Source organism: Paracoccaceae bacterium (assembly GCA_033344815.1).
Taxonomy (GTDB): domain Bacteria; phylum Pseudomonadota; class Alphaproteobacteria; order Rhodobacterales; family Rhodobacteraceae; genus Roseobacter.
This window is the reverse complement of record JAWPMR010000001.1, coordinates 1-20,630: the sequence shown is the minus strand read 5'-3', so window position 1 is coordinate 20,630 and position 20,630 is coordinate 1. Positions and strand designations below refer to the sequence as shown.

Sequence of the window (20,630 nt, the reverse complement as noted above, 5' to 3'; positions counted from 1 at the left end):
GTCGAGAGAGAGGCTCCCGGCTGGCCTGTCGCGGAGATATCCCGATGACAAAGCAACAGAAGATCACCCTCAGCGCCTCGCGCGACATTCCCTTCAACAAGCTGATGCTCAGCCAGTCGAACGTGCGCCACGTCAAGGCGGGCGTGTCGATCGAGGAACTGGCCGAGGACATCGCCCGGCGGACGCTGCTCAGTTCCATCACCGTGCGGCCCGTCCTGGACGAGAGCGCTGCCGAGACCGGCATGTACACGATCCCTGCCGGCGGGCGGCGGTTCCGGGCGCTGGAACTGCTCGTGAAGCAGAAGCGCATGAACAAGACCACGCTGGTGCCTTGCATCGTGCGCACCGACGGGCTCGCCGAGGAAGACAGCCTGGCCGAGAACGTCCAGCGCGCGCCGCTGCATCCGCTCGACCAGTTCCGGGCGTTTCAGGCGATGCGGGAGAAGGGCCGCACCGAGGAGGAGATCGCCGCGGTCTTCTTCGTCTCGGCCAGCGTAGTCAAGCAGCGGCTGAAGCTCGCCGCCGTTGCGCCCTCGCTGCATGATGCCTATGCCGAGGAGGAGATGACGCTCGACCAGCTCATGGCCTTCACGGTCAATCCCGATCACGCGCGGCAGGAGCAGGTCTGGGAGGCGTTGCAGCGGCACTATTCCCGGCAGCCCTACGAGATCCGCCGCATGCTGACCGAGGGTGCGGTGCGGGCCTCGGACAAGCGGGCGCAGTTCGTCGGGCTTGACGACTACGTCGAGGCCGGGGGCGAGATCCTGCGCGACCTGTTCCAGCAGGACGACGGCGGCTGGCTGCAGGATGCCGCCCTGCTCGACGTGATGGTGCGCGAGAAGCTAGCCGAGGAGGCCGAGGCGGTGCGTGCCGAGGGCTGGAAATGGGTCGAGGTCGACAACGAGTTCCCCTACGGCCACACCTTCGGGATGCGCCGCGTCCATGGCGAGGCCGTGCCGATGAGCGACGAGGAAGCTGCCACCTACCAGGCGCTGAAGGCCGAATACGATGCGCTCGAGGCCGAGCATGCGGAAGCCGACGAGCTGCCCGACGATGTCGATGCCCGGTTGGGCGAAATCGAGGAGGCGATAGAGGCACTTGAGGCGCGCCCGATCCAGTTTGAGGCCGAAGACCTCGCGCTGGCCGGCGCCTTCGTCAGCATCGACAGTTCTGGGCGGTTGCGGGTCGAACGCGGCTACGTGCGGCCCGAGGATGAGCCGGTCGAGGAGGTGGAGGACACCGGCGACGTCGCACCGCAAGCGGCGCCGGACGAGGACATCGATGACACCGTCGTGTCTCCCACGGACGAGGAGGAAGAGGATGACGGTCTCAAACCGCTCTCCGACCGCCTTGTCATGGAACTGACGGCCCATCGCACCCTCGCGCTGCGCAATGCGCTGGCCCAGGATCCGCAGATCGCCTTCCTCGCGGCCCTGCACGCGATGGTCCTGCGGCTCTTCTACCGCTACGCCGTCGACAGCTGCGTCGAGATCGAACCGCGCAACGCCGCCTTCGGGTCGCAGGTGCCGAGCCTCGGCGACACGCCCTACGCGCAGGCCATCGACCAGCGCCACGAGACCTGGGCACGGAACCTGCCGAAGGCATCCGAGGACCTCTGGGAGGCGCTGACCGAGTTCGACAGCTGCAGCCGCGAGGCGCTTTTCGCCCATTGCGTGGCGATGAGCGTGAATGCCGTCCACGACCCCTACCAGCGCCGTCCGCGCGCCATAGCGCATGCGGATGTGCTGGCCGGGACCGTCGGGCTCGACATGGCCAAGGCGGGCTGGACGGCGACAGGCGACAGTTTCCTCGGCCGCGTGACCAAGGCCCGCATCCTTGAAGCAGTGCGCGAAGCGAAGGGCGAAGATGCCGCTGACCGGATCGCCGGGCTGAAGAAGGCCGAGATGGTGACGGCAGCAGAGGACCTGCTCTCCGGCACCATCTGGCTGCCGGATCCGCTGCGCACGCCACCGCTTCCGGAAGAGGATGTCGCGGAGTTCGAATTGGTCGACAACCTCGATGAGCCGACTTCGGATGATGATACTGGCGCAGGCGAAGGGCAAACGGCGGAAGACGGCGGCGAACCGGCTATCGGAGATTCCGATGTGTCAGGCGAAGATGATCCCGTCACCACGGACGCCTTCGCCAAGACAGCCGCCGAGTGACTTTCGAGCAGGTCGGAGCTCCTTCCCCCCGAGTTCCGGCAGCCGGGGTCCGCCAGAAATGGCGGGCCCCTTTTTCTATCCACGACAGGAGGCAGAAAGCATGCACAGCCCCGCCGCCGACATCGCCCGCCGCCTTGCCGAGGATGCCGAGGCCGTCTGCCGTCACTACCTCACGAACGGGCGCAAACAGGGCCGCTACTGGATCGTTGGCGATGTGCAGAACACACCAGGCCGCAGCCTCTATGTCCGACTGACCGGTCCGATCTCTGGTCCCGGTGCCGCCGGAAAATGGACCGATTCCGCAACCGGGCAGCACGGCGACCTTCTGGACCTGATCGCCCTGAACATGGGTATCACCACCCTGAGGGACACGCTGGACGAAGCGCGCAGGTTTCTCAGCCTGCCGCGGACAGACAGGCACCGCGCCGCCAAACCGCCAGCCAGTCGTGGCTCACCTGAGGCAGCGCGGCGGCTCTGGGCCATGGGCCAGCCGATGTCGGGCACCTTGGTAGAACGCTATCTCGCGGGGCGCGGCCTTACTGGGCTGGGCCATCTCGACAGTCTCCGGTTTCACCCGAGTTGCTTCTACTGGCGCGAGGATCACGCACTGACGGACCCGCCAGAGGCCTGGCCCGCCCTGCTCGCCAAGGTGACGGACCTTGATGGACAGCTAACCGGCCTGCACCGCACCTGGCTTGACCCCGCAACTGCGGACAAGGCCCCGGTCATCCCATCGCGCAAAGCCATGGGCAATCTTCTCGGCCATGGTGTTCGCATCGGCAAACCGGTCAGCTTGCTGGCCGCAGGCGAAGGGCTGGAAACCATGCTCTCCCTGCATCTGGCCCTGCCGAACCTTCCTGTCGTGGCGGCTCTGTCCGCCAACCATCTCGCAGCCCTGCAGCTGCCCGCCGATCTTCGCCGCCTCTACATCGCCGTCGATGCCGATCCGGCAGGCCTGTCCTCCGCGGACCAACTGACGCATCGGGCCATTGGGGCCGGGATCGACGCGATTTACCTCTCGCCACATCTCGGCGATTTCAACGACGACCTGCGCGCTAATGGCCGCGACGAGCTGCGCGCGCATCTGCGTCAGCAACTGACGCCGGAAGACGCGGCAATGATCCTCGACCTCGCAACCGACTGATCGTGCGCGACGGCCCGGGTCAGCGCATCCGCGATCAGAGCAACGCCTTCCGGCCTTCCGAGAGCGGGCAAAACGGAGCAGAGCCCGAACGGGCCCGCAACGGCAGGCCGTCCTCCGCTCCGCTTCGGCCGCCGCATGCGCGGCGGTGCAGACCCGCCCGGTCCCGGCTTTTCCGTTGCCCGGAAAGGCCGCGAGAGGCGCGGTCTTCGACAACCGGAGACGACATCATGACCGAGACCCATCTTCACACCCGATCCTCCACCGCCGTCGTGCTCGAGGAACTGCAGCTTCACGGCTGGCGCCCTTTCACTGACGAGCCTGATCCTCGCCCCTTGCCAGAGCCCGACGCCATTCGCACTGCCATTGCTGATATCTTCGACGCGCTCGTCTCGATCCTGTCTGACACGCGGCTGGAACCCGACCTCGAAGACCTGCTCTGGTCCATGGCCAACCTGTTCCACCGCACATCGACACGGACAAACCGTGAGCTCGACAGCAACGAACAAGCGCAGAAGCGGTCGCAACGCGAGCAGGACGGGTCCGAAGTCCGGTCGGTCGAACTCGAGACCCTTATTGCCGAAGGCATCACGCTGATCGAACGCCGCAATGCCTTTGAGGCCATGCGCGATCTCGCCGCCGAGCTTTTCGAGACCCATCTTGGCCAAACCTGGCACCCGCGCGCAGGCAGCCATGTGAACCGCCGTACCCTGACAGCGTCCTTGATCGACAGCCGCGACCATCTCGCCGCAAAGCGCCGGGCCGATCTGGAGCCACTCCTGCCGCAGGGCACGAAAATCGCCTTCACGGGCGGGCTGGATTGCGATGATCACACAGCCATCTGGACAGCCCTCGACCGCGTACACGCGAAACATGCGGACATGGTTCTGTTGCACGGTGGCGCCCCGCGCGGGGCCGAACGCATCGCCGCCGCATGGGCCGACAATCGCAGCGTGGCGCAGATCGTCTTCAAGCCGGACTGGACGCGGCACGGCAAGTCGGCCCCCTTCAAGCGCAACGACCAGTTACTCGACACCCTGCCCATCGGAATCATCGTCTTCCCGGGCTCCGGCATCACCGAAAATCTCGCCGACAAGGCTCGCACCATGGGCATCCCACTCTTCGACTTCCGTCCGAAATGCGTACCAGCGGCATGACCGGATTTCCGCCGATGCCCGCCCCGGGCCCTCCCGGGCGGGCTGTTTTCTGCTATGATCTGCCCGTGCCAATGGAGGAGGTGGCGGCGCGATCCTTGTTCTCGAAAGGAGTGCCTTATGCTTGTATCCACCCTCTTCACGCTGTTCGGCCTCGGTGCCCTCTGCTGGATCCTGTTCAATCTGGCTGTATACGCCCTGCCCTTCGCCATCGGGCTGACATCCGGCATGTACCTGTATGAGACCGGCCAAGGCGTCTTCCTGTCGATCATTGCGGGCCTGTTCATCGGCGGTTTCATCGCCGCTCTTGGGGAATTCGCCTTCGACCGCATCCGCTCCATCCCCATCAAACTTGCAATCGGCCTGATCTACGCGATCCCCGCCGGGATTGCCGGGTTTCATGCGGCAAAGGGTCTTGCCGAATTCGGCAGCGCGGGCGCTGCGACCATCACCCTCCTGTCTTGGCTGGGCGCGCTGGTTGTGGGCGGGACCGCTTGGGCGCGGGTGTCGGGCTGGTCCGAGGTCAACGCCATGTCCGACCCGCATCCGCACAGGTATTTCGACGAACACTGAACGCCCTGTAAAGCTTGCGCCGGTACGTGCCGTCCGCGACGTCGTCAGTGTGCGCCGCAACGGATTGCTGCAACAGGTCTCGATCCTCGCCGTCACCGCAGCGTTGCGGCTAGGCAGGACCGGCTGAGCAAAGCGAGATCACTGAGACCCACGTCATGGCGCATGGCCCCGGTCGCGCATGCACCTGGATCGTCGGCAGACCGAACATCACGGCAGACAAACACAGACACGGCGAGAGGGGGGCAATCCCGAAGTAGCGAGAAACGTCCGGGACATGCACTGTTTCCGCCTGTACGCCGCAACCTGTCTTTGCACGACGCATGCTGCCGGGGTCTTGCGCGGTCCAAAGATAGCCTGTCATCCCCTCTTCCATGGCATGACGCCACGCGTCCCCTGCGGGCCTCTCAGCGGCTGATCTGACCGGGATCGGCTAACGCCTCGACCGCCTTGGCCGCAACGGCCGGTCCGGACTTTCTTCCCCTGGCGCCCCGAACAGTATCGGGTTCGCCATTCCTCGCGGAACAAGAAAGACCGGCCTTGCCGTCCTCCGCTGGCGCTGCGGGCCACAGGGGCTGCGTCGGCGGATCGCCCCTGTCCTGACGATCGCCATCGAGGCCGCGAAGGGCGCGGGCTCGGAAAAGCCAAAAGGAGACATGACATGGCCACCATCGGAACCTTCAAGAAGACCGGCAACGAGTACGTCGGCGAAATCGTCACCCTGAGCGTGCAGGCGAAAGCCGTCCGCATCGTCCCCGAGGACAGCACCCCGAACGACAACGCCCCCTCCCACCGCGTCTTCGTCGGCCGCGCCGAGATCGGGGCCGCCTGGTCCAAGCGCTCGACGGAGGGCCGCGACTACCTGAGCCTCAAGCTCGACGACCCGAGCTTCACCCAGCCGATCTACGCCAACCTCTTCGACGACACGGTGATCGAAGGCGGCGAAGAGACCTTCAGCCTCATCTGGTCGCGCCCCAACACCCGCCGCAACGGCGACTGACAGCAGACGACCCCGCCCGGGATCACCGGGCGGGGTGACCTTTTCTCATCTTGTGCTGACCGCGAGCGACACGCGGTTATACTTGACCGCAACGGGTCCGGCCCAGAGCGGTCACTCGGTCAACTGCCAGTTTTCTGCACTTGCAGCCCGCATAGCCGACCTTGGCGACATTTGCTCATCGGGGCCATAAGGTGGGCTTAAAATTAGCTTTTCTGGAGAGCGAATGCACATAGAAGCCATGCCCTATGCGGATCAGCTATGCATCCATGCTGACGAAATTGAAATGCGGGTGCTTCATCGAGACTGGGAAGATGGCACACCCATTCGCCTTGAGATTTCGGTAGTCTACTCCGCAGTAATCGTTCGTAAGCTATGGGAGCACTACACGACTTTGTTGCGAGAAGTTGGTTTCGAATTGGATCAGCCCCTGCCTGGGCTGTTCGATATTGCGACAGGCAACCAGCAAACAGGGATAACCTTCGTCCATCGGATCATCCACTCAAAGACTATCGACACCAGCGAAGAGAGTAAGCAAGCAGGCCTTCAGTTTGAATCCGATTGGGAGGGGAAGATGAGGATCGCATATGCTGATGTGATAGAGTTTTTCCGAAAAGCTGCCGATGCGTGCAGGGCAATTCACGGGTAGTTCGATCTGCGCTGTCCAAAGCAGCCTTTAGCTTGGCATCCAATTGCTGCGAGTGCAGTCCATAATCTGGACATTCATGTTTGAGGCATCGGGAGTGCGCTCTTGTGAAATTCAACCTTGGGCAATCAGCCACTGGCCACCATATGTTGCAACAACATGACAGAAGTGATCTAAATCTTGCAACGCAGAAGGAGGCTGTATGCTGACGCCCACCACACGACAAAGGAAAGCTCTCCAGTGTATTGCGCATCAAGAGTGGGAGTATGCAGCCCAGATCCGTGGAGCTGGCGCAAAAACGATTGGGTCACTTTTGGAGAATGGATGGATAGAGCCATTCGTCAGTGAGAAGTTTGTTGATGGCGTTCATGAGCGCTATTGCATCACAGATTCAGGACAGAAAGTTTTGCGGGATACACGCCCCAAGAAATCGAAAGCAACGCCTTCGCTTCGCACGCTACCATCTAGGTTGAAGGATCTCCCACCGCGAATTTAGCATTCTTGGTAGCCGAGAGAGTTGCTAACGCTCTCTCTGCGAACCATTTGCAAAGCAGTAAGCACACCTATGGCTGTGAGATCGAACTCTCTAGGGTCGCTAGATTTGAACGGACTATGCTGAGCGCCTCTTTGGTTTCACATTTCCAGATCTCAGATAACCCGAAAAGTGCATCTCCTACTTCGCCCGGCAACAAAGCACGATCCCGAGACATCGCAAACGGTCCGTCTGTCTCCGTTAGTACGCGTGCATTGGGCATTCTAGCAGCAAGATCCCGGCCTCGATTACTGCGAAGCATCGACGGGCCAACACTGAACCAAGCGCCCAGTTCCACAGCCCTTTCGAGCTCTCGCCGAGACCCCGTAAACCAATGAAATATTGGTATGCCACTGCTTAGTTCTTCTTCAAGTAGGGAAAGGACGTCAGACGCAGCTCGTCTACTGTGAATCGAAATAGCTCGGCCGCCAGCGGCTTCGCAACTCCGGAGGATATGACGTAACACCCTTATTTGTGCATCCCAAGTTTTTCGGTGTTCTGGTGTGCCATCTAGTCCAACCTCCCCCACATAAGCAGTCTCGGATAGCAGCATGTCGAACGTTTCGAGTTCGGACATTCTTTGCGCGGCAAGGTGGGGATGAAAGCCTAGTGCCGTGCGAATGGTCGGGTAACCCTCCGCCATTCGTCGGGTTCCAAGGAAAGCTGACGGAGTTGTACCGACTGATAGGACGTCCATTTGCTTTGCAGCGCAACGCTTGGCTGCAGCAAGTGGGTCGCTATAGAGTTCCAGATGACAATGAAAATCTATCACTTAACGCCCAAGGTTTTGTGAAGCTCCCCCAGCTCATCTAGTCCTCGGCCTATCATGTCTCTCAGCGGTCCGCGTTCACCCATCATCGGATAACTCAAAGAGGCACCAATCCAAGAGTCCAACCCGTCCGCATTCTTGACCGCGACAGCAGTTGAAGCTGAGCGAACGTCGTCGAACCTCGCGTGATCATCATCGACCTTTCCCAGATTTGCGAAAAGATAGTTAGTATCGTCGGTTTCTCCCCAATAAAGGAATGCAGCACGCCGAATCTGGCAAGGAATGCAACGTCCGCAGTGTTTATAGTTATAGCGTTGAAATCGACCACAACTTGTTGACTGTGGTGCATAAATCCGAAGTCGGTCTTGATCTGCACATTGCCTCATCATCTCCCCTTTTGTCATGAGTCCATAAGGGTTTGTTATCTGAACATTCAAACTGGCCGCATTTAGAATATCTTGTAGCCGATTTAAAAACTCTGGATGGGCTGTCCGAGTGCTCAAACTACCGATACGAGCACCTGTAAGTGGAGAATTGATTGCTATGAAGCCGTTTTCACAGACATAGAGACTAACTTCCTCGCCTTCATGGTATTTCTTCAAAGAAGTTGCGGCAATCACGCCAAAAGCCAAAAAGATTAGAGATCTCGCGCGTTGGGAGTCCTCGCTCTCGCCAGGCGTTGTAACGTTGTGGTTCATGGCAAGGTGTTTTGATCCATCGCCCACTTCTGCCGCAAATACGGTCTGCTTTTCGCCATCACCGCGAACGATTTGACTAACGGCCAGTGGGATTCGGCCATTTGCGGATAAGTCCAAGGCACCTATCAAGCTATCCAAACCGCCTGACAGAAGCATGACGCAGTCTTGCGGTGGTCGAGTGATGTATTTCGGTGGCTTTGGTTGAAGCCCGCCTGGCACAAAACGCAAACTCCAACGGTCCGTTGTCAAAAACTGAAGCGCCGATTGAAGTGCTGTGGCTTGAGAACTCCAAAACTTGGGATCGATTACTGCAACTGTAACCTCAAAAGTACGTGTCCAGCCGTCTGGACTCTCTTTACGAAGCCCAGCCGTATCAGCGGCGATAATCGACAATGCAATAGAAAGGAAATCCCAAGCTCTTGAACTTGGGACCAAGCCCGATTGCTTTATCTTTCTAAGCGCGGCAGCTCCTCCTCCACCTCGAGCAGACTTCGAGCTGGTAGCCGACTTAGGTTGCCCATAGAGGCAAAAATTCAATCCGCCATCTTCTTTGAAATCGAATCCGGTCGGAGCACAGGTTAACTTCATTGAGCGTACTCCTCGAATACCTGGAACGCATCTCTAATTGCTGTGCGGACGACGGAAGCTATCGATCTCTCCGAAAAGGATTTGTTGGACTCTCGCAACCCACGGAAAGCAGCCGCAACGGTTTGTTTAATGTACTCTCGAGCTTGACCAAGACGTGACAATCCGGCTGCTACAGAGGGCGCTTTGTCACGAATTGTCTTTCCGATGTCGAGCTCAAAGCGCCTAAACACATCGTTAGCTGCGTAGTTTTCGATGATTTCTTCACGCTGTGAGTCAGTCAGCTCAAACAGGTCTGCGTCAGGATGATTGGTGAGCATTTCCGCCATAGCATCTCTGATGGAAGCGCGCGAAGCTTCGGCGTCTTGCGTGCCGTCCACTGGTCGTGCAGCCTCAACTACTGCATCCATCACTTCGTCTGCGGATTTACCCGCAAGCAAGGTGGGATCAAGGGAGCTCCCTTCTTGCGGCGGCGTGTCTCCGGACAACTGCGATAGAGCGCTTCCTAGAGCTCCAGCAGTTGATGCAGTGCTGCCCAATCGACGTGTAGCGGTCCCTGCTCCGCCATATCCTTTGCTTACATATTGGCCAACGCCCCTCTCTAGTGCGGATCTGTCGCCTGACCTCGCATAGTCACCCAGATTTCTGCTGCTTCCGGCAAATCTTCTTGCCGGGGCAGGTTCTATTGGCGGCAACCTCGGGTCTGGTTGGTTCGGCTTGTTGCCATTTTCATCTTCCGAGCCGTCGGCTGGAGGAGATTCCTCGGTGTCTGGCTCTGGTGTCGGTTCATTCTCAGACGGTGGATCATCAGCCCAAGGAGGCACCATCGGAACGCCGCCGCCCGGGCCAGGGTTAGATTGAGATGTACCCATTACTATTTCTGACCCTCTATAGCCTTCTTGACCGGACCAGAGACTTCGGCGCTCGACCAACTACTGAAAACGGTTGGCGCCCAGCCTTGATCGCCAATCTTCGGAACGATGTTAGGTTCAATCTGTGCAGCTGGACGATCGGCAAGAAATGTGGCTAACCGCTGCCCTTGGAGAGGGTCCGCTTCGGCGATCACAAGACATGCCTCCAGAATGTCTGGAACTCCCCAGCTCTGTTCACGTCGTGCACGATCAAGCAATCGATCCATGATAATCGAGGTTTCGGAGCGACCTAAGCTCTTTATCTCACTCAGAATCGACCTCGCCATCTTGGGCTCAGTCAGGAGTGCCTCCAGCAATCCCGCTGCCTCGGAAGATAATCTATCTTCTGGGAGAATTAGCGGAGTGTGTTCTCGACTTACGTAAAGGGCACCTCTGATATCAACGTTCCCAATTTGCGGCGGCAGAGTAAGCCATTCTTCGACGAATGGGGCATCCCACGGTTTCTCAAGTTCAATCGACTTGCCCGCACCCACATCAAATTCCCACTTTGCCAGAAATTCCGGATGACCTTGATCGTGCGCTGATGCTTTGGAAATCAGGTCCGCATAGGCACTCGGATCGCCCAAACGCTCGAACAGCAGGAGTTTCGCCAAGACTGCTTCGTCTACCCCCACACCATGGGCCTTGGAAATCGTCATCCTTATGGCAAGCGCGTTCAGAAATCGTTTGATGAGCCTAGGGTTACCTTGGATACCGCTTGCCGTTGCCATGAGAGGAGCCAACCTGTCAGCTGCTTCAAGTCTAGCAAGCAGGTCTTGCGGCATACCAGGATGAAGCGACGCCACAAAAGCGCGATCCACTCGGTTTCCTTGCCATGATTTCTTTAGTTGTTCGCATACGCCTAATCGGATTCGCTCTTTCACTTCGGATGGAAGCCGACTGTTCTCTATGTAAAGCAGCATCATGTAAGCGCGAACTTCTTGCGTTCCAAGAGTAGGCACTTGAATGGGGACTTGGATTAACTTGTCAAAATAGCTCGTGACTAGTTGATCGTCGGACACCCCTTGAAAGTGGCGCTTTACTGCATGTTTTATCATGTCGTTGTCGGCAGCGACAACGAAAGCTGTGTTCTGCAGGAAAAGAAAGAGCCTAATTGCCTCCAAAGTCGAGATGGTGGTTTCAGGTAGGCATCTGTCCAAGTCATCGATCAACACAACAAGAGTGATCCCAAGCTCCTTTAGAGTGTCTTCAAAGCTGTCGCGTAACGCCTGGATCTCTTGGGGAGGAGATGTTTGCGATTTCTCACCGATCAGTCCGGACAAAGCACCCGAAGCCTGACCAGCAAGGGTTTGAGCTTCGTCGATGTCTTCACCCGACACATTGCCCTCAAGGGCTGCTTTTCCTAAATCTGTTAGTCCTCCGAACAAACCAGGTAGTGGCATGCCAAGTGCCAATGCCGCTGTGGGTCCTGCGATGAGTTTTGCCGCCCGCAACCATTTCACCCTTGATGCGAGGTCTTTAACTTTGTCTATTGCTGTCTCACGAGAAACAGCTTCATCCTGTAATTTAGATGCAATTACGTCCATAAGGGCGGCCCGTGCATCATCGTAACCTTGATAGAGCCAAGCGTTGAACTCTACGAAGACAAACTCCCTACCGTCTCTCACCTGAGATCGCTCAAGCAGAGCGGCCTGGGTCAGCTTAATCATGGAAGACTTGCCTATACCCCAGGCTCCAGAAACACCGATCGAAATAGGTCGGCCGTCAGCTTGAACCACAATTTCCGCGACTGTCTCTGCCACGCCCGAGAAATTTACAAAATCAATTGAGGTTTCGTTATCCGGCCACAAACGATTGGCTCCTTCTCGAAATTCACAGAAACAATACTGATATGCACAGCCTATGATTTAAGCCCGCCATTTGAAACACTATTGATTTGCGGCCTAGCTCCGCCTCTTTGCGTGGGCGCTCATGTACCAAAACGGGCTTGATCCAACCTACGATGTGCAAGTGACAAGATCGACATGATGTCTACGGCGTCTTCTTTTCTCATCGGCCAAGAAACTTTTGGAGCGTGAGCTGTTGGGTTGCGAAACATACCGAATATTCCTTTGCAAAGGGTGGCGAAACCTTTCTGTTCCGACCATTGGCTCTCATCTGCGAGTGCATTGATCGAAAGAAGTGGCTTCTTTCCGAGCAACACTCGATCAACCAGTGCCGCGCCGTCTTCTGTACAACCTGATCGGTCTCGCATTTTCTGTGCCAAGCTCTTGGTTGCCTCAAGGACAGCGTGGAAATAGTTGTCGGCCAACAGTTCCTCCCTGCAGTAGTCTAGGACATCCGGGTGCACACCCCGAGTGGTGAGCTCTTCCCGCAGCTCGGTGGCACGCCTCAAAGCATCAGATATTGTGTTTGCTCGTTCAACTCTGCGGATCTTCCCATCCTTCTGAAGCTCCATCCCCTCAAAGAGGAGCGCGCGATTTAGGTTTTGCCGAAGTGTTTCAAATGCTTCCGGTGCTTGTACGTACAAGGCGGGTCTCATAGCTACACGGATGAACTCGAGGATCCCGCGTCGATCGCCCCGCTTGTTCTGATCATTCACCAAAATATTGTAGACGCGCTTCCACTTTGTCCCAGCCTCTTCTATCGGGAATCGACATGCCAAGCATACGTTATCTATCTCAGAGTTGGTTAAACCAAACTCCGTAGCACCCAAGGCGCGCGCTATTGCTTCGATGCTACGTGCGTCAAACGAGGGATATTGCTTTGTCATTTTCTTCTGGTACGTCCGCCGTCTTTATCAGCTCCTTTGCGTACCGCTTAGCTTGTGAAATGCTTTGCTTATAGTCATCCGCGGCTAACGACAAAGATTCTGGTGATGTCGCACGGTCAAGATCGTCGCTGGACCAATCATCTGAAAGACGCTTACTGATTGCATAGCAAGTCGCCTTGCCAACACGGAAAGCCATAAACTTCCGCGAGGCTTTCACAATCGCCGATCGCACGACTTCAGCCTCGCCCGCAGTTCGCAGTTCAGCATCAAGTTCGACGGCCATTCGCTCAGCAGCGGAGTAAAGACCGTTCACGAACAGAGTCTGTGCATCCTTATAGTAGCGGCCTGCGCGACCCTTCAGGTTCTTGTCTGCTATCTCCTCTAGATCGGTGAGGATCTTGATTTCTGGCACGCGCTCCAATGATTGAGCTGAGCGTGAGAGCTTCGAACCATCCGGCGCCTTGCGGACTTTCTTGTGTTTTGCACGCTGGCTCTTGTTTGGACTGGCTTCAGCACCGTCGATGTCACCAGCTTCGCTTAGCTCGGGAAACTTGGTGTCGAGACTAGTGGGATCAGATGTATCGGTGCCTTCCGCTGCCGCCTCAGTCAGCATCGCGGACTGACGGCGTGATGGGCTTAATGTCACTGTCGGTATACGGAACTCATCGAGCAATTTCTGGAGGTCGGACTGAAGATCATCCAAATTGTCGTCCGACATCGGAGACTCCGCGCGAATGACATCCTTGACCCAATTTGGCATCAGTTCCCGTACGTAATCGTCAAAGTCCTCTGCAAGCATTTGAGAACGGTCATCTGGCCAGGTCAGCCCATCCCTATATTGATTTGGCAGCGCCAGTTCATCTGAAAGCTCAATCTCAACTGTGAGAACCTTCGAACCAAATGGAATTCCGAAGTTTGGAGCAGCGGCTGACCAGGCTTTTCTGGACTTAATGTCATAACGCTCTCCCTTGTGAACTAACGCACAAAAGGTCGTCGAGCTGGTTGCCGGGTTGGCCAGCGCGCTGAGAGAGTGGCTGTAGCGTTCGTGCTTCGGGTCATGGATATAGTGTACCCTTATTTCTCCACCCGGCGCGTCAACCCACTCGTGGTTTGGAAGCTCCTCCGCCACTTCTTCGAGCGTCTTCAAGCGTCGCGTGCGACCGGTTTCGTCTTTGCCTCCACCTTTGGTCATAGCGACGTCGATGCGCACATCGACGCCATCAGAGAAGCGTGCGAAGCGCCGGAAGATAGCCGACGGTATGAAACTACGATCTTGGCTCTTTCCTTTCCCTAGTGGCTCGGCAACAGTGTCGTGGTCTTCACCCTCGCCCATGAGGACAACTTCCGTCCAATCGAACGATGTGTCCTGACCGTCACTAATTGCAGCCTGAGTGACGTCATATATCGTATCGAAACTGCCATCAGGCATTTCCACTGAGAACCGAACATAGGTCTGTTCGTCAGCATCGAAGCCGATCACCACTTCGTTGACAGTGCCATCCTTGCAAGAACGATAGCGAATGCCCTCTTTCGACATTGTCAGACCTGAAACCTTTGCTCCGATGCCAAAATTTCCATCGAGTGCCATCTCTTTGTTGATCGAAGAGGACAACTCGGTCGCTTGTTTTAGCTCGCGGTCGTCCATGCCCGTTCCAGTGTTCCAGAAAGTGAGCTTCCTAACACCCTCGATCATAGTCGGGTAGATCTCGATGCGACGGTTGCCGTAAGCAGCGCCAGCTGCACTTTCGTCAGCGTTCTTGAAAAACTCGCGAACTAAAGTGTTCACAGGAGCTTGCTCAATCAGTCGATTGATAAGGAACCGCTTGTCGCGGATATTGAGTGGTTCTGACTTCATGCAATGTGCCCCTAGAGCTTGAATTTGTCGACGCCATCGCTGGCCGTTGAGCCAAATTTTCGTTCAATGTCGCTGGTAGCGTCTCGAAGAGCTTTCACGATTTTCTTCACATCGCTGTCTGAGTACTCATACGCTCGCCGGTTCGAAAGATTGCCGAGTTTGCGAATCGCATCCAAGGCGGACTGCGTCCGCCCCTCTGCGAGTCGAACAAATTTCTCCCTTTTATCAATTACTTCGGACAATGCTGAACAATCCTTCGTTGAATTTTACGCTCTTCACCAAAGAATATTCACAAGAAAGAGTCAAATATGATCTGAATTTCATCACATATTTCGGAAATACGTATTTCTTATCGCACGAAATTCGTCACACAAGATAATACCCGAACATCGGAGTTTATGTGTTGCTAAGCGACCCATCAGAGCTAGAAAATACACAGACCGAAACGGACTACATTGAAGGTCTGCATCGGGTCCGACAAACTGATGTCCTCGCAATCGCAGCGAACTTCTGCTTCCCTGAACAACTGTCCCAAAGCAGGACGAACCAAAAACACCATTGACAAATGGTCCGCTTTCGCAGCTTCCAAAGTTTCCTGCCGCGACGCGGCGAATTCACGCTTTCCGCCCTCCTCGAAGAGTTTGTTGGTCTTCAAGCCTTCGACTATATGACTAAGCCATACCTCGGAGCCCAGCATGACCGTCAAGACAACCATCAGCTTCACCGACCGCCACCATCGGTTCCTGACCGACAAGGTGGGCCAAGGCGTCTTCGCCTCGCAAAGCGCGGCTGTGGCAGCGGCTCTGGAGCAGATGATGCGCGATGAAGAGGAACGCGAGCTGGCCCTCGGCGCGATGGCCGAAGAAATTCGGGCGCGGCTCGACAGGCCGCGCGCCGACTATGTCTCGGCGGAGAAAGCCTTTGCCGCCGCCCGGGCCCGCCTTCAGACCGCGCGCGAGGCGTGAGCCATCGCATCCGGTTCCATCCGGCGGTTGCGGAGGATCTAGGCGCGATCATTCGCTGGCTGAACGATTATGCCGGCCCTCAATAGGCAGCGCGCAGGTTGGACGAGATCGAAGCAGCTTTCGCTAGCCTTACCGAACTGCCCCAAAAGGGCAGCTGTCGGGATGGGATTGCGCCCTGGCTGCGCGGCATTCCTGCAGGCCGCAAGGCCGTGATCGCCTTCACTATTGACGATGATGCACACGAGGTGCATATCCACACCGTGACCTATGCTGGGGCCGACTGGATAAGGCGCAGAAAAGCACGCGGGCGAAAGTGCACACCTCGGGCAGCCAACGAAACCAGTGCCACCAAGCAACCGACCGCCATCGTCCAATCCAGCCGCCCAAATCAGATAGGGATTCCGTGATCCTGTAACTCAATTAGGGTTCCGAGTGTTCTTCGATCAGCTTCGCTGGGTCCACATCCAGATGCGCGGCGACCCGCTGTAGGGTCTGCAAGGTGACATTCTGCTGACCTCGCTCCATCGAGCTGACATGCGCGCGGTCGACATCCATTACCGCCGCCAACGCGGCCTGTGTCAGCCCGCGCAATTGGCGGTAGTGCTTGAGATTCCTTGCAAAAACAACGCGGATGTCCATCCGCCAGTAAAGAACCTATCGCGTATTTTGGTGCGACGTATTATAATGCTCATCGTCAGTTCAACTGACTGCAATCCGACCTTGCACACGCAATTTGATGTGCTGTTATGAGCCTTAACGCCCAACGGCGAGGGGGAATCATGTCTGCCACAGGCACCACGCCGATCGCTGATCTCGCACCGCAAAGCGATGAGCTGACCGATTACGACCACGCGCATATGACGCTGTACTTGCGCCTGTTTGATGCCGCTGAAAGCGGTGCCAGCCTGCAGGAAGTCAGTGAGATTCTTTTCGGTATAGATGCCGCCAAAGAACCAGAGCGTGCCAAAAAGATGTACGACAGCCACCTCGCCCGCGCTCGTTGGATGACGGAGCACGGCTATCGCAAGCTGCTTGAGGGCGGTAACGGCTGAACTTCGCCTTATCCGTAAGACATCGGCGAACACCCGCGCAGGTTGCGCAGGGCAACCGTTCCTGCCGTCGTTTTGACGCGTCACCAAGCTATACTCATTGTCCATCGAAACAGCTGACGCGGAGCTTCGCCATGACCAAAGATTGGCAAGACGAAGCGGCTTACAAGCATTTCGACAGTCTCGACCTGTCCGGGCTGGCCTGGGAATGCTTGCGCCGCAATTCCGACTATCGCGCCAATTACCCGCGAATGCGGGATGGATTGAAATCACCGGCTGCATGGGGGTTACGATTTCCCGGTTGATCCGGACATCGACGCACCCAAAGCACCCGTCTTCTGGAAGCCATCAATCGCCCCGGCAGCGGTCGGGTATGCTGTGCCGGTCCCTGGCAGCGACACCACGGCGACACGTATCGATACAGATGATCTGACCGTCATCGGAACGCAGGACGGCTTGATGTATGTGCGCCTCGCAACGGGTGCGTTGCTCGTGCTGGATCCCAATAGCCTCAAACGCCCGGTTGGGATTCTGGTTCCGCTGGACGAACATTGGGCGGCACGGGTCGACACACTCAAGTCGCTCCGTGTGCAATTGCTGCGCCAGAAACGATCCCCTCCGCCCCTGACACCGCAGCAGCGACGACGCATCCAGCTTGCACTGCGCACGCTCGATGCGCGCCGAAACAGCGCGAGCTATCAGACAATCGCGCGGCATTTGTTCGGCGTGGAGGCAGTGTCGCGTGAACATTGGAAAACCAGCTCCCTGAAAGCCCAGATCACCCGACTGTCGGCCCATGGGACACATCTAACCACCAAAGGCTATCGCTTTCTCCTTCTCGGTCGCGGTCCAACGGGGCGCTCCAAGCCGCGCAAGTGATCGCCGCGCAATCCCCGAAGTTCGAACCCTCATCAGGCCTGATCAAGTTGGCCTTTGAGGGGTGACGTTTTCGCGCCGCGATCTTCGTCATCCCTCCCCACGGCGCATCTGCGTTTTGATGACCTCCGACAGCCCGCGACGCGCCGTCGCGCGGCCTAGCCACCGGAGATGCTCAAATGCCCGACCCAAACGAAGGACTCCCGCCCCGCTACCTCAGAACCCCGGAAGCCGCCCGCTTTCTCGGCCTGTCCGGCCGTACGCTGGAAAAACACCGGACCTACGGAACCGGCCCGCGCTACTCGAAAATCGGCGGGCGCGTCGTCTACGCGGTCGACGATCTGCAGGCCTGGGTCACACGAGGCGAGAAGACCTCGACCTCGGATGAGACCGAAGACCGCGTTCTACCCGCCAAACGCTATGCCGCCGTTTCGCCGGCCTATCTGCGGCGTGGGCGCTGAGCCAATGCAGACACTTGTCCACCTCACCTGGATCGAAGGGCGCATCGAGCGCTGGATCCGTTTCGGTCGGATTGCCGAGGAAACCATCCTGACGCGCACGGAAAAGCGCGTAGCCTTCACCCCCGGCGCAATCTTCGCGCTCCTGCGCTGGTCGTCGAACGACTATGGCACCGTTGAAAGCCGGATCGACATTCTGCGCGCCGTCGGTGCAGGCGAGCCTTGCTCGACAGTGCCCTGTGTTACGCCGGGTGGCGAGCTTTTGCTACGCCTCTCCGGCTGGCCCAAGGTCGAGGCCACGCTTCGGTCCATCGACATCGTGGAAAGCTATGGCATCGCACCGGAAGATGTCTGCCCCGACCATTGGCGGCACGTCCACAACCGCCTGACCGCTGCATTGGAGCCCCGGCCCTACAGCCCTGCCCGGCATGCGGCATGGCTCAAGCGACGCTTGGTGACGACATGAGCGCGGCGGCCCCTGCCCTCCTCGCGGCCGGTTTGTCCCTTGGTCTGCTCGCAGCTGCACAGATCGACCGCGCACCGCGCCTGATCTGGAATGCCTCGGCAAGCGTGCCGATCGGCCTCTATGTCGTTCGAGCGTCACAAGGGCCATCGCTGGGCGAAATCGTTGCCGTGCGCCTGCCGGAAGACCGGTCATCCTGGGTGGTTGAACGCGGCTATGTTGGTGCGGATACCTTGCTGTTGAAACGCGTCGCGGCCGTCTCGGGCATGACCGTCTGTCGCGATGGTCTCGATATCGCCATCGCCGGCACCGTTGTTGCCCAGGCAGCATCGGCTGACCGACAGGGCCGCCCGCTTCCCCGTTGGACGGGATGTGTAACGCTCGCCTCGGACGAGGTCTTCCTGCTCCTTGCTGGTGTCGCCGACAGCCTCGATGGACGCTATTTCGGCCCCCTGTCAGCCGCCACAGTTCTCGGTCGCGCCATCCCTCTTTGGACATATGGAGGGGCGGAAGATGCGTAAAGTTGAACCCGAGCACAGACGTCGCGGTGCCAATATCACTACTGCGCTCGTGCTGCTCCTCTGCACTCCGATCCCCGTGGCACCGTCCGCCGTGATCGCTCAGGACCGCAGTGTTCCTGCATCTGAACAGCAACCCATCGACATGCATATCGCAGAAGCCGCGCGCAGGTTCGGCATCCCGCAGCCCTGGATCCGTGCCGTCATGGAGGTCGAGAGTGCGGGCAATCAACGCGCGGTCAGCCACGCAGGCGCCATGGGGCTTATGCAGATCATGCCCGACACCTGGGCCGAATTGCGCGCAGCCCACCGGCTTGGCAATGACCCTTTCGATCCACGCGACAACATCCTCGCCGGTACCGCCTATCTGCGGCAAATGTACGACCGCTTCGGGTCCCCCGGCTTTCTCGCTGCCTACAATGCCGGGCCTGCGTGCTACCAAGAGCACCTTGATACCGGGCGCGCCCTGCCGCGTGAAACTCGCAATTACCTCGCCATCGTCGCACCCCTCATCGGCGACGGGACCAGCATTGCGCGGGCAGTCAGCCGCCCGCACAGGACGCAAGACTGGCGCGACGCCCCGCTGTTCGCGGCAACGGCTGAGGAGGGTCAAACCCAAGGTGATGACACCCAACGGATTGCGTCAGACGCGTCTCGAAACGGCATCTTCCTGCCTCTCAGCCGGGGGCAAACGCCATGATCCGCGCAATCGCACCATGGCGAGGTCTGGAACGCCCGGTCGCAGGAATGTGCAGGTGCTGGTCGACGCACTGGGTCTCAACAGAAAGAGCGCGAGATAAAAGAGGTGCCGCAAGCGGACCTCAAGCTGTTGTTTCTCTGCGAGGATTTGCGCCGCACATCCAAGCTGCATGCCGCAGGACTTCATCTAAAATTCTGATTTTGCGATATTCTTTGTGCGGCAGCATGTTCTGCGAGCGAATGCGGCCATGACCGGGCGCGACAATGACCTGCGCATCCGCCCCGGGCGTATCCGCGACGGCGGCAGGACCTCGAAGCAACCCACCCGTTTCGTCAACGAGGTCATGCGAGCAGTGCGGAAATCCGGACATACCGGCTACCGTATCGGCGCGGGCAGCACGCGTTCCGGCAACACCTCTTTCGGGCGCGGACGGTTTGCCCGAACCGCCAAAGGTCTGACCCGCACCTCCCGACGCGTCGTCGTGAAGGCCCGCGTCGTGCGCCACCAAGGCAAGCGCTTTCGCTCCGCGCCCATGGCCAAGCATCTCGGCTACCTGCAGCGCGACGGCGTCGGTCAAGACGGACGCGACGCAGACTTGTTCGGGTCTGAACGCGATGACCTCGACCGGGGCGGATTTGCGGCGCGCTGCGAAGATGACCGGCACCACTTCCGGTTCATCGCCTCGCCGGAAGATGCCACCGAGCTTGAGGACCTGCGCGCTTTCACGCGTGACCTGATGACCCGTGCTGAACGGGATCTCGGGACCAGATTGGACTGGGTCGCCGTCGATCATTGGAACACAGACAATCCGCATGTGCACATCCTCGTGCGGGGCAAAGCCAAT

At 58.3% G+C, this 20,630-nt stretch carries 24 protein-coding genes; 16 read left to right on the top strand and 8 right to left on the bottom strand.

The genetic code is table 11. The annotated features are described in order from the left end of the window. The first annotated feature begins 44 nt into the window (after positions 1-44). The 6 genes from R8G34_00120 (at position 45) to R8G34_00095 (ending at position 6,676) form a co-directional block, all read left to right on the top strand. Positions 45-2,165 carry a ParB N-terminal domain-containing protein gene (locus R8G34_00120; GenBank protein ID MDW3221292.1) on the top strand — a complete coding sequence of 707 codons (2,121 nt, stop codon included), beginning with the start codon at positions 45-47 and terminating at the stop codon, positions 2,163-2,165. A 100-nt stretch (positions 2,166-2,265) separates the two neighbouring features. Then, positions 2,266-3,309, top strand: coding sequence for a toprim domain-containing protein (locus R8G34_00115; protein ID MDW3221291.1), 1,044 nt, complete (start codon positions 2,266-2,268; stop codon positions 3,307-3,309). 227 nt (positions 3,310-3,536) lie between these two features. Beyond that, on the top strand, positions 3,537-4,463 hold the full coding sequence (locus R8G34_00110; protein ID MDW3221290.1) for a DUF2493 domain-containing protein: 927 nt from the start codon (positions 3,537-3,539) through the stop codon (positions 4,461-4,463). 117 nt (positions 4,464-4,580) lie between these two features. Beyond that, a complete protein-coding gene (locus R8G34_00105; GenBank protein ID MDW3221289.1) occupies positions 4,581-5,033 on the top strand; it encodes a hypothetical protein in 453 nt (150 codons plus the stop codon). Positions 5,034-5,691: 658 nt separating this feature from the next. Continuing rightward, positions 5,692-6,030, top strand: coding sequence for a DUF736 domain-containing protein (locus R8G34_00100; GenBank protein MDW3221288.1), 339 nt, complete (start codon positions 5,692-5,694; stop codon positions 6,028-6,030). Between the two features lie 223 nt (positions 6,031-6,253). After that, entirely contained in the window at positions 6,254-6,676 is a 423-nt protein-coding gene (locus R8G34_00095) for a hypothetical protein (GenBank protein ID MDW3221287.1), read from the top strand. 1,297 nt (positions 6,677-7,973) lie between these two features. Here R8G34_00095 and qatC read toward each other — a convergent pair. The 7 genes from qatC to R8G34_00060 all read right to left on the bottom strand — a co-directional run bounded on the left by qatC (position 7,974) and on the right by R8G34_00060 (position 15,454). Next, the gene (gene qatC, locus R8G34_00090) at positions 7,974-9,260 is read right to left on the bottom strand and encodes a Qat anti-phage system QueC-like protein QatC (protein MDW3221286.1); all 1,287 of its coding nucleotides are present in this window, start codon (positions 9,258-9,260) and stop codon (positions 7,974-7,976) included. Then, positions 9,257-10,084 carry a Qat anti-phage system associated protein QatB gene (qatB, locus tag R8G34_00085; GenBank protein MDW3221285.1) on the bottom strand — a complete coding sequence of 276 codons (828 nt, stop codon included), beginning with the start codon at positions 10,082-10,084 and terminating at the stop codon, positions 9,257-9,259. Before qatB ends, qatC begins: the two co-directional genes overlap by 4 nt. 47 nt (positions 10,085-10,131) lie before the next feature. After that, a complete protein-coding gene (locus R8G34_00080) occupies positions 10,132-11,979 on the bottom strand; it encodes a P-loop NTPase fold protein (GenBank protein MDW3221284.1) in 1,848 nt (615 codons plus the stop codon). Positions 11,980-12,098: 119 nt separating this feature from the next. Next, positions 12,099-12,902, bottom strand: coding sequence for a TIGR02391 family protein (locus tag R8G34_00075; GenBank protein MDW3221283.1), 804 nt, complete (start codon positions 12,900-12,902; stop codon positions 12,099-12,101). Continuing rightward, complete coding sequence (locus R8G34_00070) at positions 12,877-14,757, bottom strand: hypothetical protein (GenBank protein ID MDW3221282.1); 1,881 nt, start codon at positions 14,755-14,757, stop codon at positions 12,877-12,879. Before R8G34_00070 ends, R8G34_00075 begins: the two co-directional genes overlap by 26 nt. An 11-nt stretch (positions 14,758-14,768) precedes the next feature. Next, positions 14,769-14,999, bottom strand: a complete 231-nt coding sequence (locus R8G34_00065) for a hypothetical protein (protein ID MDW3221281.1) — start codon at positions 14,997-14,999, stop codon at positions 14,769-14,771. A gap of 182 nt (positions 15,000-15,181) precedes the next feature. After that, complete coding sequence (locus R8G34_00060; protein ID MDW3221280.1) at positions 15,182-15,454, bottom strand: hypothetical protein; 273 nt, start codon at positions 15,452-15,454, stop codon at positions 15,182-15,184. On the opposite strand from R8G34_00060, the gene R8G34_00055 reads away from it, so the two are divergent. Beyond that, entirely contained in the window at positions 15,453-15,722 is a 270-nt protein-coding gene (locus tag R8G34_00055) for a hypothetical protein (protein MDW3221279.1), read from the top strand. The genes R8G34_00060 and R8G34_00055 overlap by 2 nt on opposite strands. Before the next feature lie 98 nt (positions 15,723-15,820). Beyond that, the gene (locus R8G34_00050; GenBank protein ID MDW3221278.1) at positions 15,821-16,129 is read left to right on the top strand and encodes a hypothetical protein; all 309 of its coding nucleotides are present in this window, start codon (positions 15,821-15,823) and stop codon (positions 16,127-16,129) included. A gap of 13 nt (positions 16,130-16,142) precedes the next feature. Here R8G34_00050 and R8G34_00045 read toward each other — a convergent pair whose 3' ends face one another. Then, the gene (locus R8G34_00045; GenBank protein MDW3221277.1) at positions 16,143-16,361 is read right to left on the bottom strand and encodes a helix-turn-helix transcriptional regulator; all 219 of its coding nucleotides are present in this window, start codon (positions 16,359-16,361) and stop codon (positions 16,143-16,145) included. 140 nt (positions 16,362-16,501) lie between these two features. Here R8G34_00045 and R8G34_00040 point away from each other — a divergent pair, with 140 nt between their 5' ends. From R8G34_00040 to R8G34_00005, 8 genes are all read left to right on the top strand, one after another. Then, a complete protein-coding gene (locus R8G34_00040; protein MDW3221276.1) occupies positions 16,502-16,774 on the top strand; it encodes a DUF2285 domain-containing protein in 273 nt (90 codons plus the stop codon). A 131-nt stretch (positions 16,775-16,905) separates the two neighbouring features. After that, entirely contained in the window at positions 16,906-17,076 is a 171-nt protein-coding gene (locus R8G34_00035) for a DUF6499 domain-containing protein (GenBank protein ID MDW3221275.1), read from the top strand. 73 nt (positions 17,077-17,149) lie between these two features. Further along, complete coding sequence (locus tag R8G34_00030; GenBank protein ID MDW3221274.1) at positions 17,150-17,650, top strand: DUF2285 domain-containing protein; 501 nt, start codon at positions 17,150-17,152, stop codon at positions 17,648-17,650. Between the two features lie 176 nt (positions 17,651-17,826). Next, complete coding sequence (locus R8G34_00025) at positions 17,827-18,108, top strand: helix-turn-helix domain-containing protein (protein ID MDW3221273.1); 282 nt, start codon at positions 17,827-17,829, stop codon at positions 18,106-18,108. A gap of 4 nt (positions 18,109-18,112) precedes the next feature. Continuing rightward, on the top strand, positions 18,113-18,571 hold the full coding sequence (locus tag R8G34_00020) for a DUF2840 domain-containing protein (protein MDW3221272.1): 459 nt from the start codon (positions 18,113-18,115) through the stop codon (positions 18,569-18,571). Next, complete coding sequence (locus R8G34_00015) at positions 18,541-19,089, top strand: S26 family signal peptidase (GenBank protein MDW3221271.1); 549 nt, start codon at positions 18,541-18,543, stop codon at positions 19,087-19,089. The genes R8G34_00020 and R8G34_00015 overlap by 31 nt, the downstream gene beginning before the upstream one ends. Further along, complete coding sequence (locus tag R8G34_00010) at positions 19,082-19,786, top strand: lytic transglycosylase domain-containing protein (GenBank protein MDW3221270.1); 705 nt, start codon at positions 19,082-19,084, stop codon at positions 19,784-19,786. Before R8G34_00015 ends, R8G34_00010 begins: the two co-directional genes overlap by 8 nt. Positions 19,787-20,033: 247 nt before the next feature. Continuing rightward, positions 20,034-20,630 (top strand): type VI secretion protein (locus tag R8G34_00005; protein ID MDW3221269.1); only part of this gene is annotated, 597 nt, incomplete at its 3' end.

Excerpts from the sequence above, each read along its gene's own strand:
- R8G34_00055 (MDW3221279.1), top strand. The coding sequence starts at position 15,453 with ATGACCGTCAAGACAACCATCAGCTTCACCGACCGCCACCATCGGTTC.
- R8G34_00020 (MDW3221272.1), top strand. The coding sequence starts at position 18,113 with ATGCAGACACTTGTCCACCTCACCTGGATCGAAGGGCGCATCGAGCGC.
- R8G34_00010 (MDW3221270.1), top strand. The coding sequence starts at position 19,082 with ATGCGTAAAGTTGAACCCGAGCACAGACGTCGCGGTGCCAATATCACT.
- R8G34_00120 (MDW3221292.1), top strand. The coding sequence starts at position 45 with ATGACAAAGCAACAGAAGATCACCCTCAGCGCCTCGCGCGACATTCCC.
- R8G34_00105 (MDW3221289.1), top strand. The coding sequence starts at position 4,581 with ATGCTTGTATCCACCCTCTTCACGCTGTTCGGCCTCGGTGCCCTCTGC.
- R8G34_00095 (MDW3221287.1), top strand. The coding sequence starts at position 6,254 with ATGCACATAGAAGCCATGCCCTATGCGGATCAGCTATGCATCCATGCT.
- R8G34_00045 (MDW3221277.1), bottom strand. The coding sequence starts at position 16,361 with ATGGACATCCGCGTTGTTTTTGCAAGGAATCTCAAGCACTACCGCCAA.
- R8G34_00040 (MDW3221276.1), top strand. The coding sequence starts at position 16,502 with ATGTCTGCCACAGGCACCACGCCGATCGCTGATCTCGCACCGCAAAGC.
- qatB (MDW3221285.1), bottom strand. The coding sequence starts at position 10,084 with ATGGTGCCTCCTTGGGCTGATGATCCACCGTCTGAGAATGAACCGACA.
- R8G34_00060 (MDW3221280.1), bottom strand. The coding sequence starts at position 15,454 with ATGCTGGGCTCCGAGGTATGGCTTAGTCATATAGTCGAAGGCTTGAAG.
- R8G34_00115 (MDW3221291.1), top strand. The coding sequence starts at position 2,266 with ATGCACAGCCCCGCCGCCGACATCGCCCGCCGCCTTGCCGAGGATGCC.
- R8G34_00100 (MDW3221288.1), top strand. The coding sequence starts at position 5,692 with ATGGCCACCATCGGAACCTTCAAGAAGACCGGCAACGAGTACGTCGGC.
- R8G34_00025 (MDW3221273.1), top strand. The coding sequence starts at position 17,827 with ATGCCCGACCCAAACGAAGGACTCCCGCCCCGCTACCTCAGAACCCCG.
- qatC (MDW3221286.1), bottom strand. The coding sequence starts at position 9,260 with ATGAAGTTAACCTGTGCTCCGACCGGATTCGATTTCAAAGAAGATGGC.
- R8G34_00015 (MDW3221271.1), top strand. The coding sequence starts at position 18,541 with ATGGCTCAAGCGACGCTTGGTGACGACATGAGCGCGGCGGCCCCTGCC.
- R8G34_00070 (MDW3221282.1), bottom strand. The coding sequence starts at position 14,757 with ATGAAGTCAGAACCACTCAATATCCGCGACAAGCGGTTCCTTATCAAT.
- R8G34_00110 (MDW3221290.1), top strand. The coding sequence starts at position 3,537 with ATGACCGAGACCCATCTTCACACCCGATCCTCCACCGCCGTCGTGCTC.
- R8G34_00035 (MDW3221275.1), top strand. The coding sequence starts at position 16,906 with ATGACCAAAGATTGGCAAGACGAAGCGGCTTACAAGCATTTCGACAGT.
- R8G34_00075 (MDW3221283.1), bottom strand. The coding sequence starts at position 12,902 with ATGACAAAGCAATATCCCTCGTTTGACGCACGTAGCATCGAAGCAATA.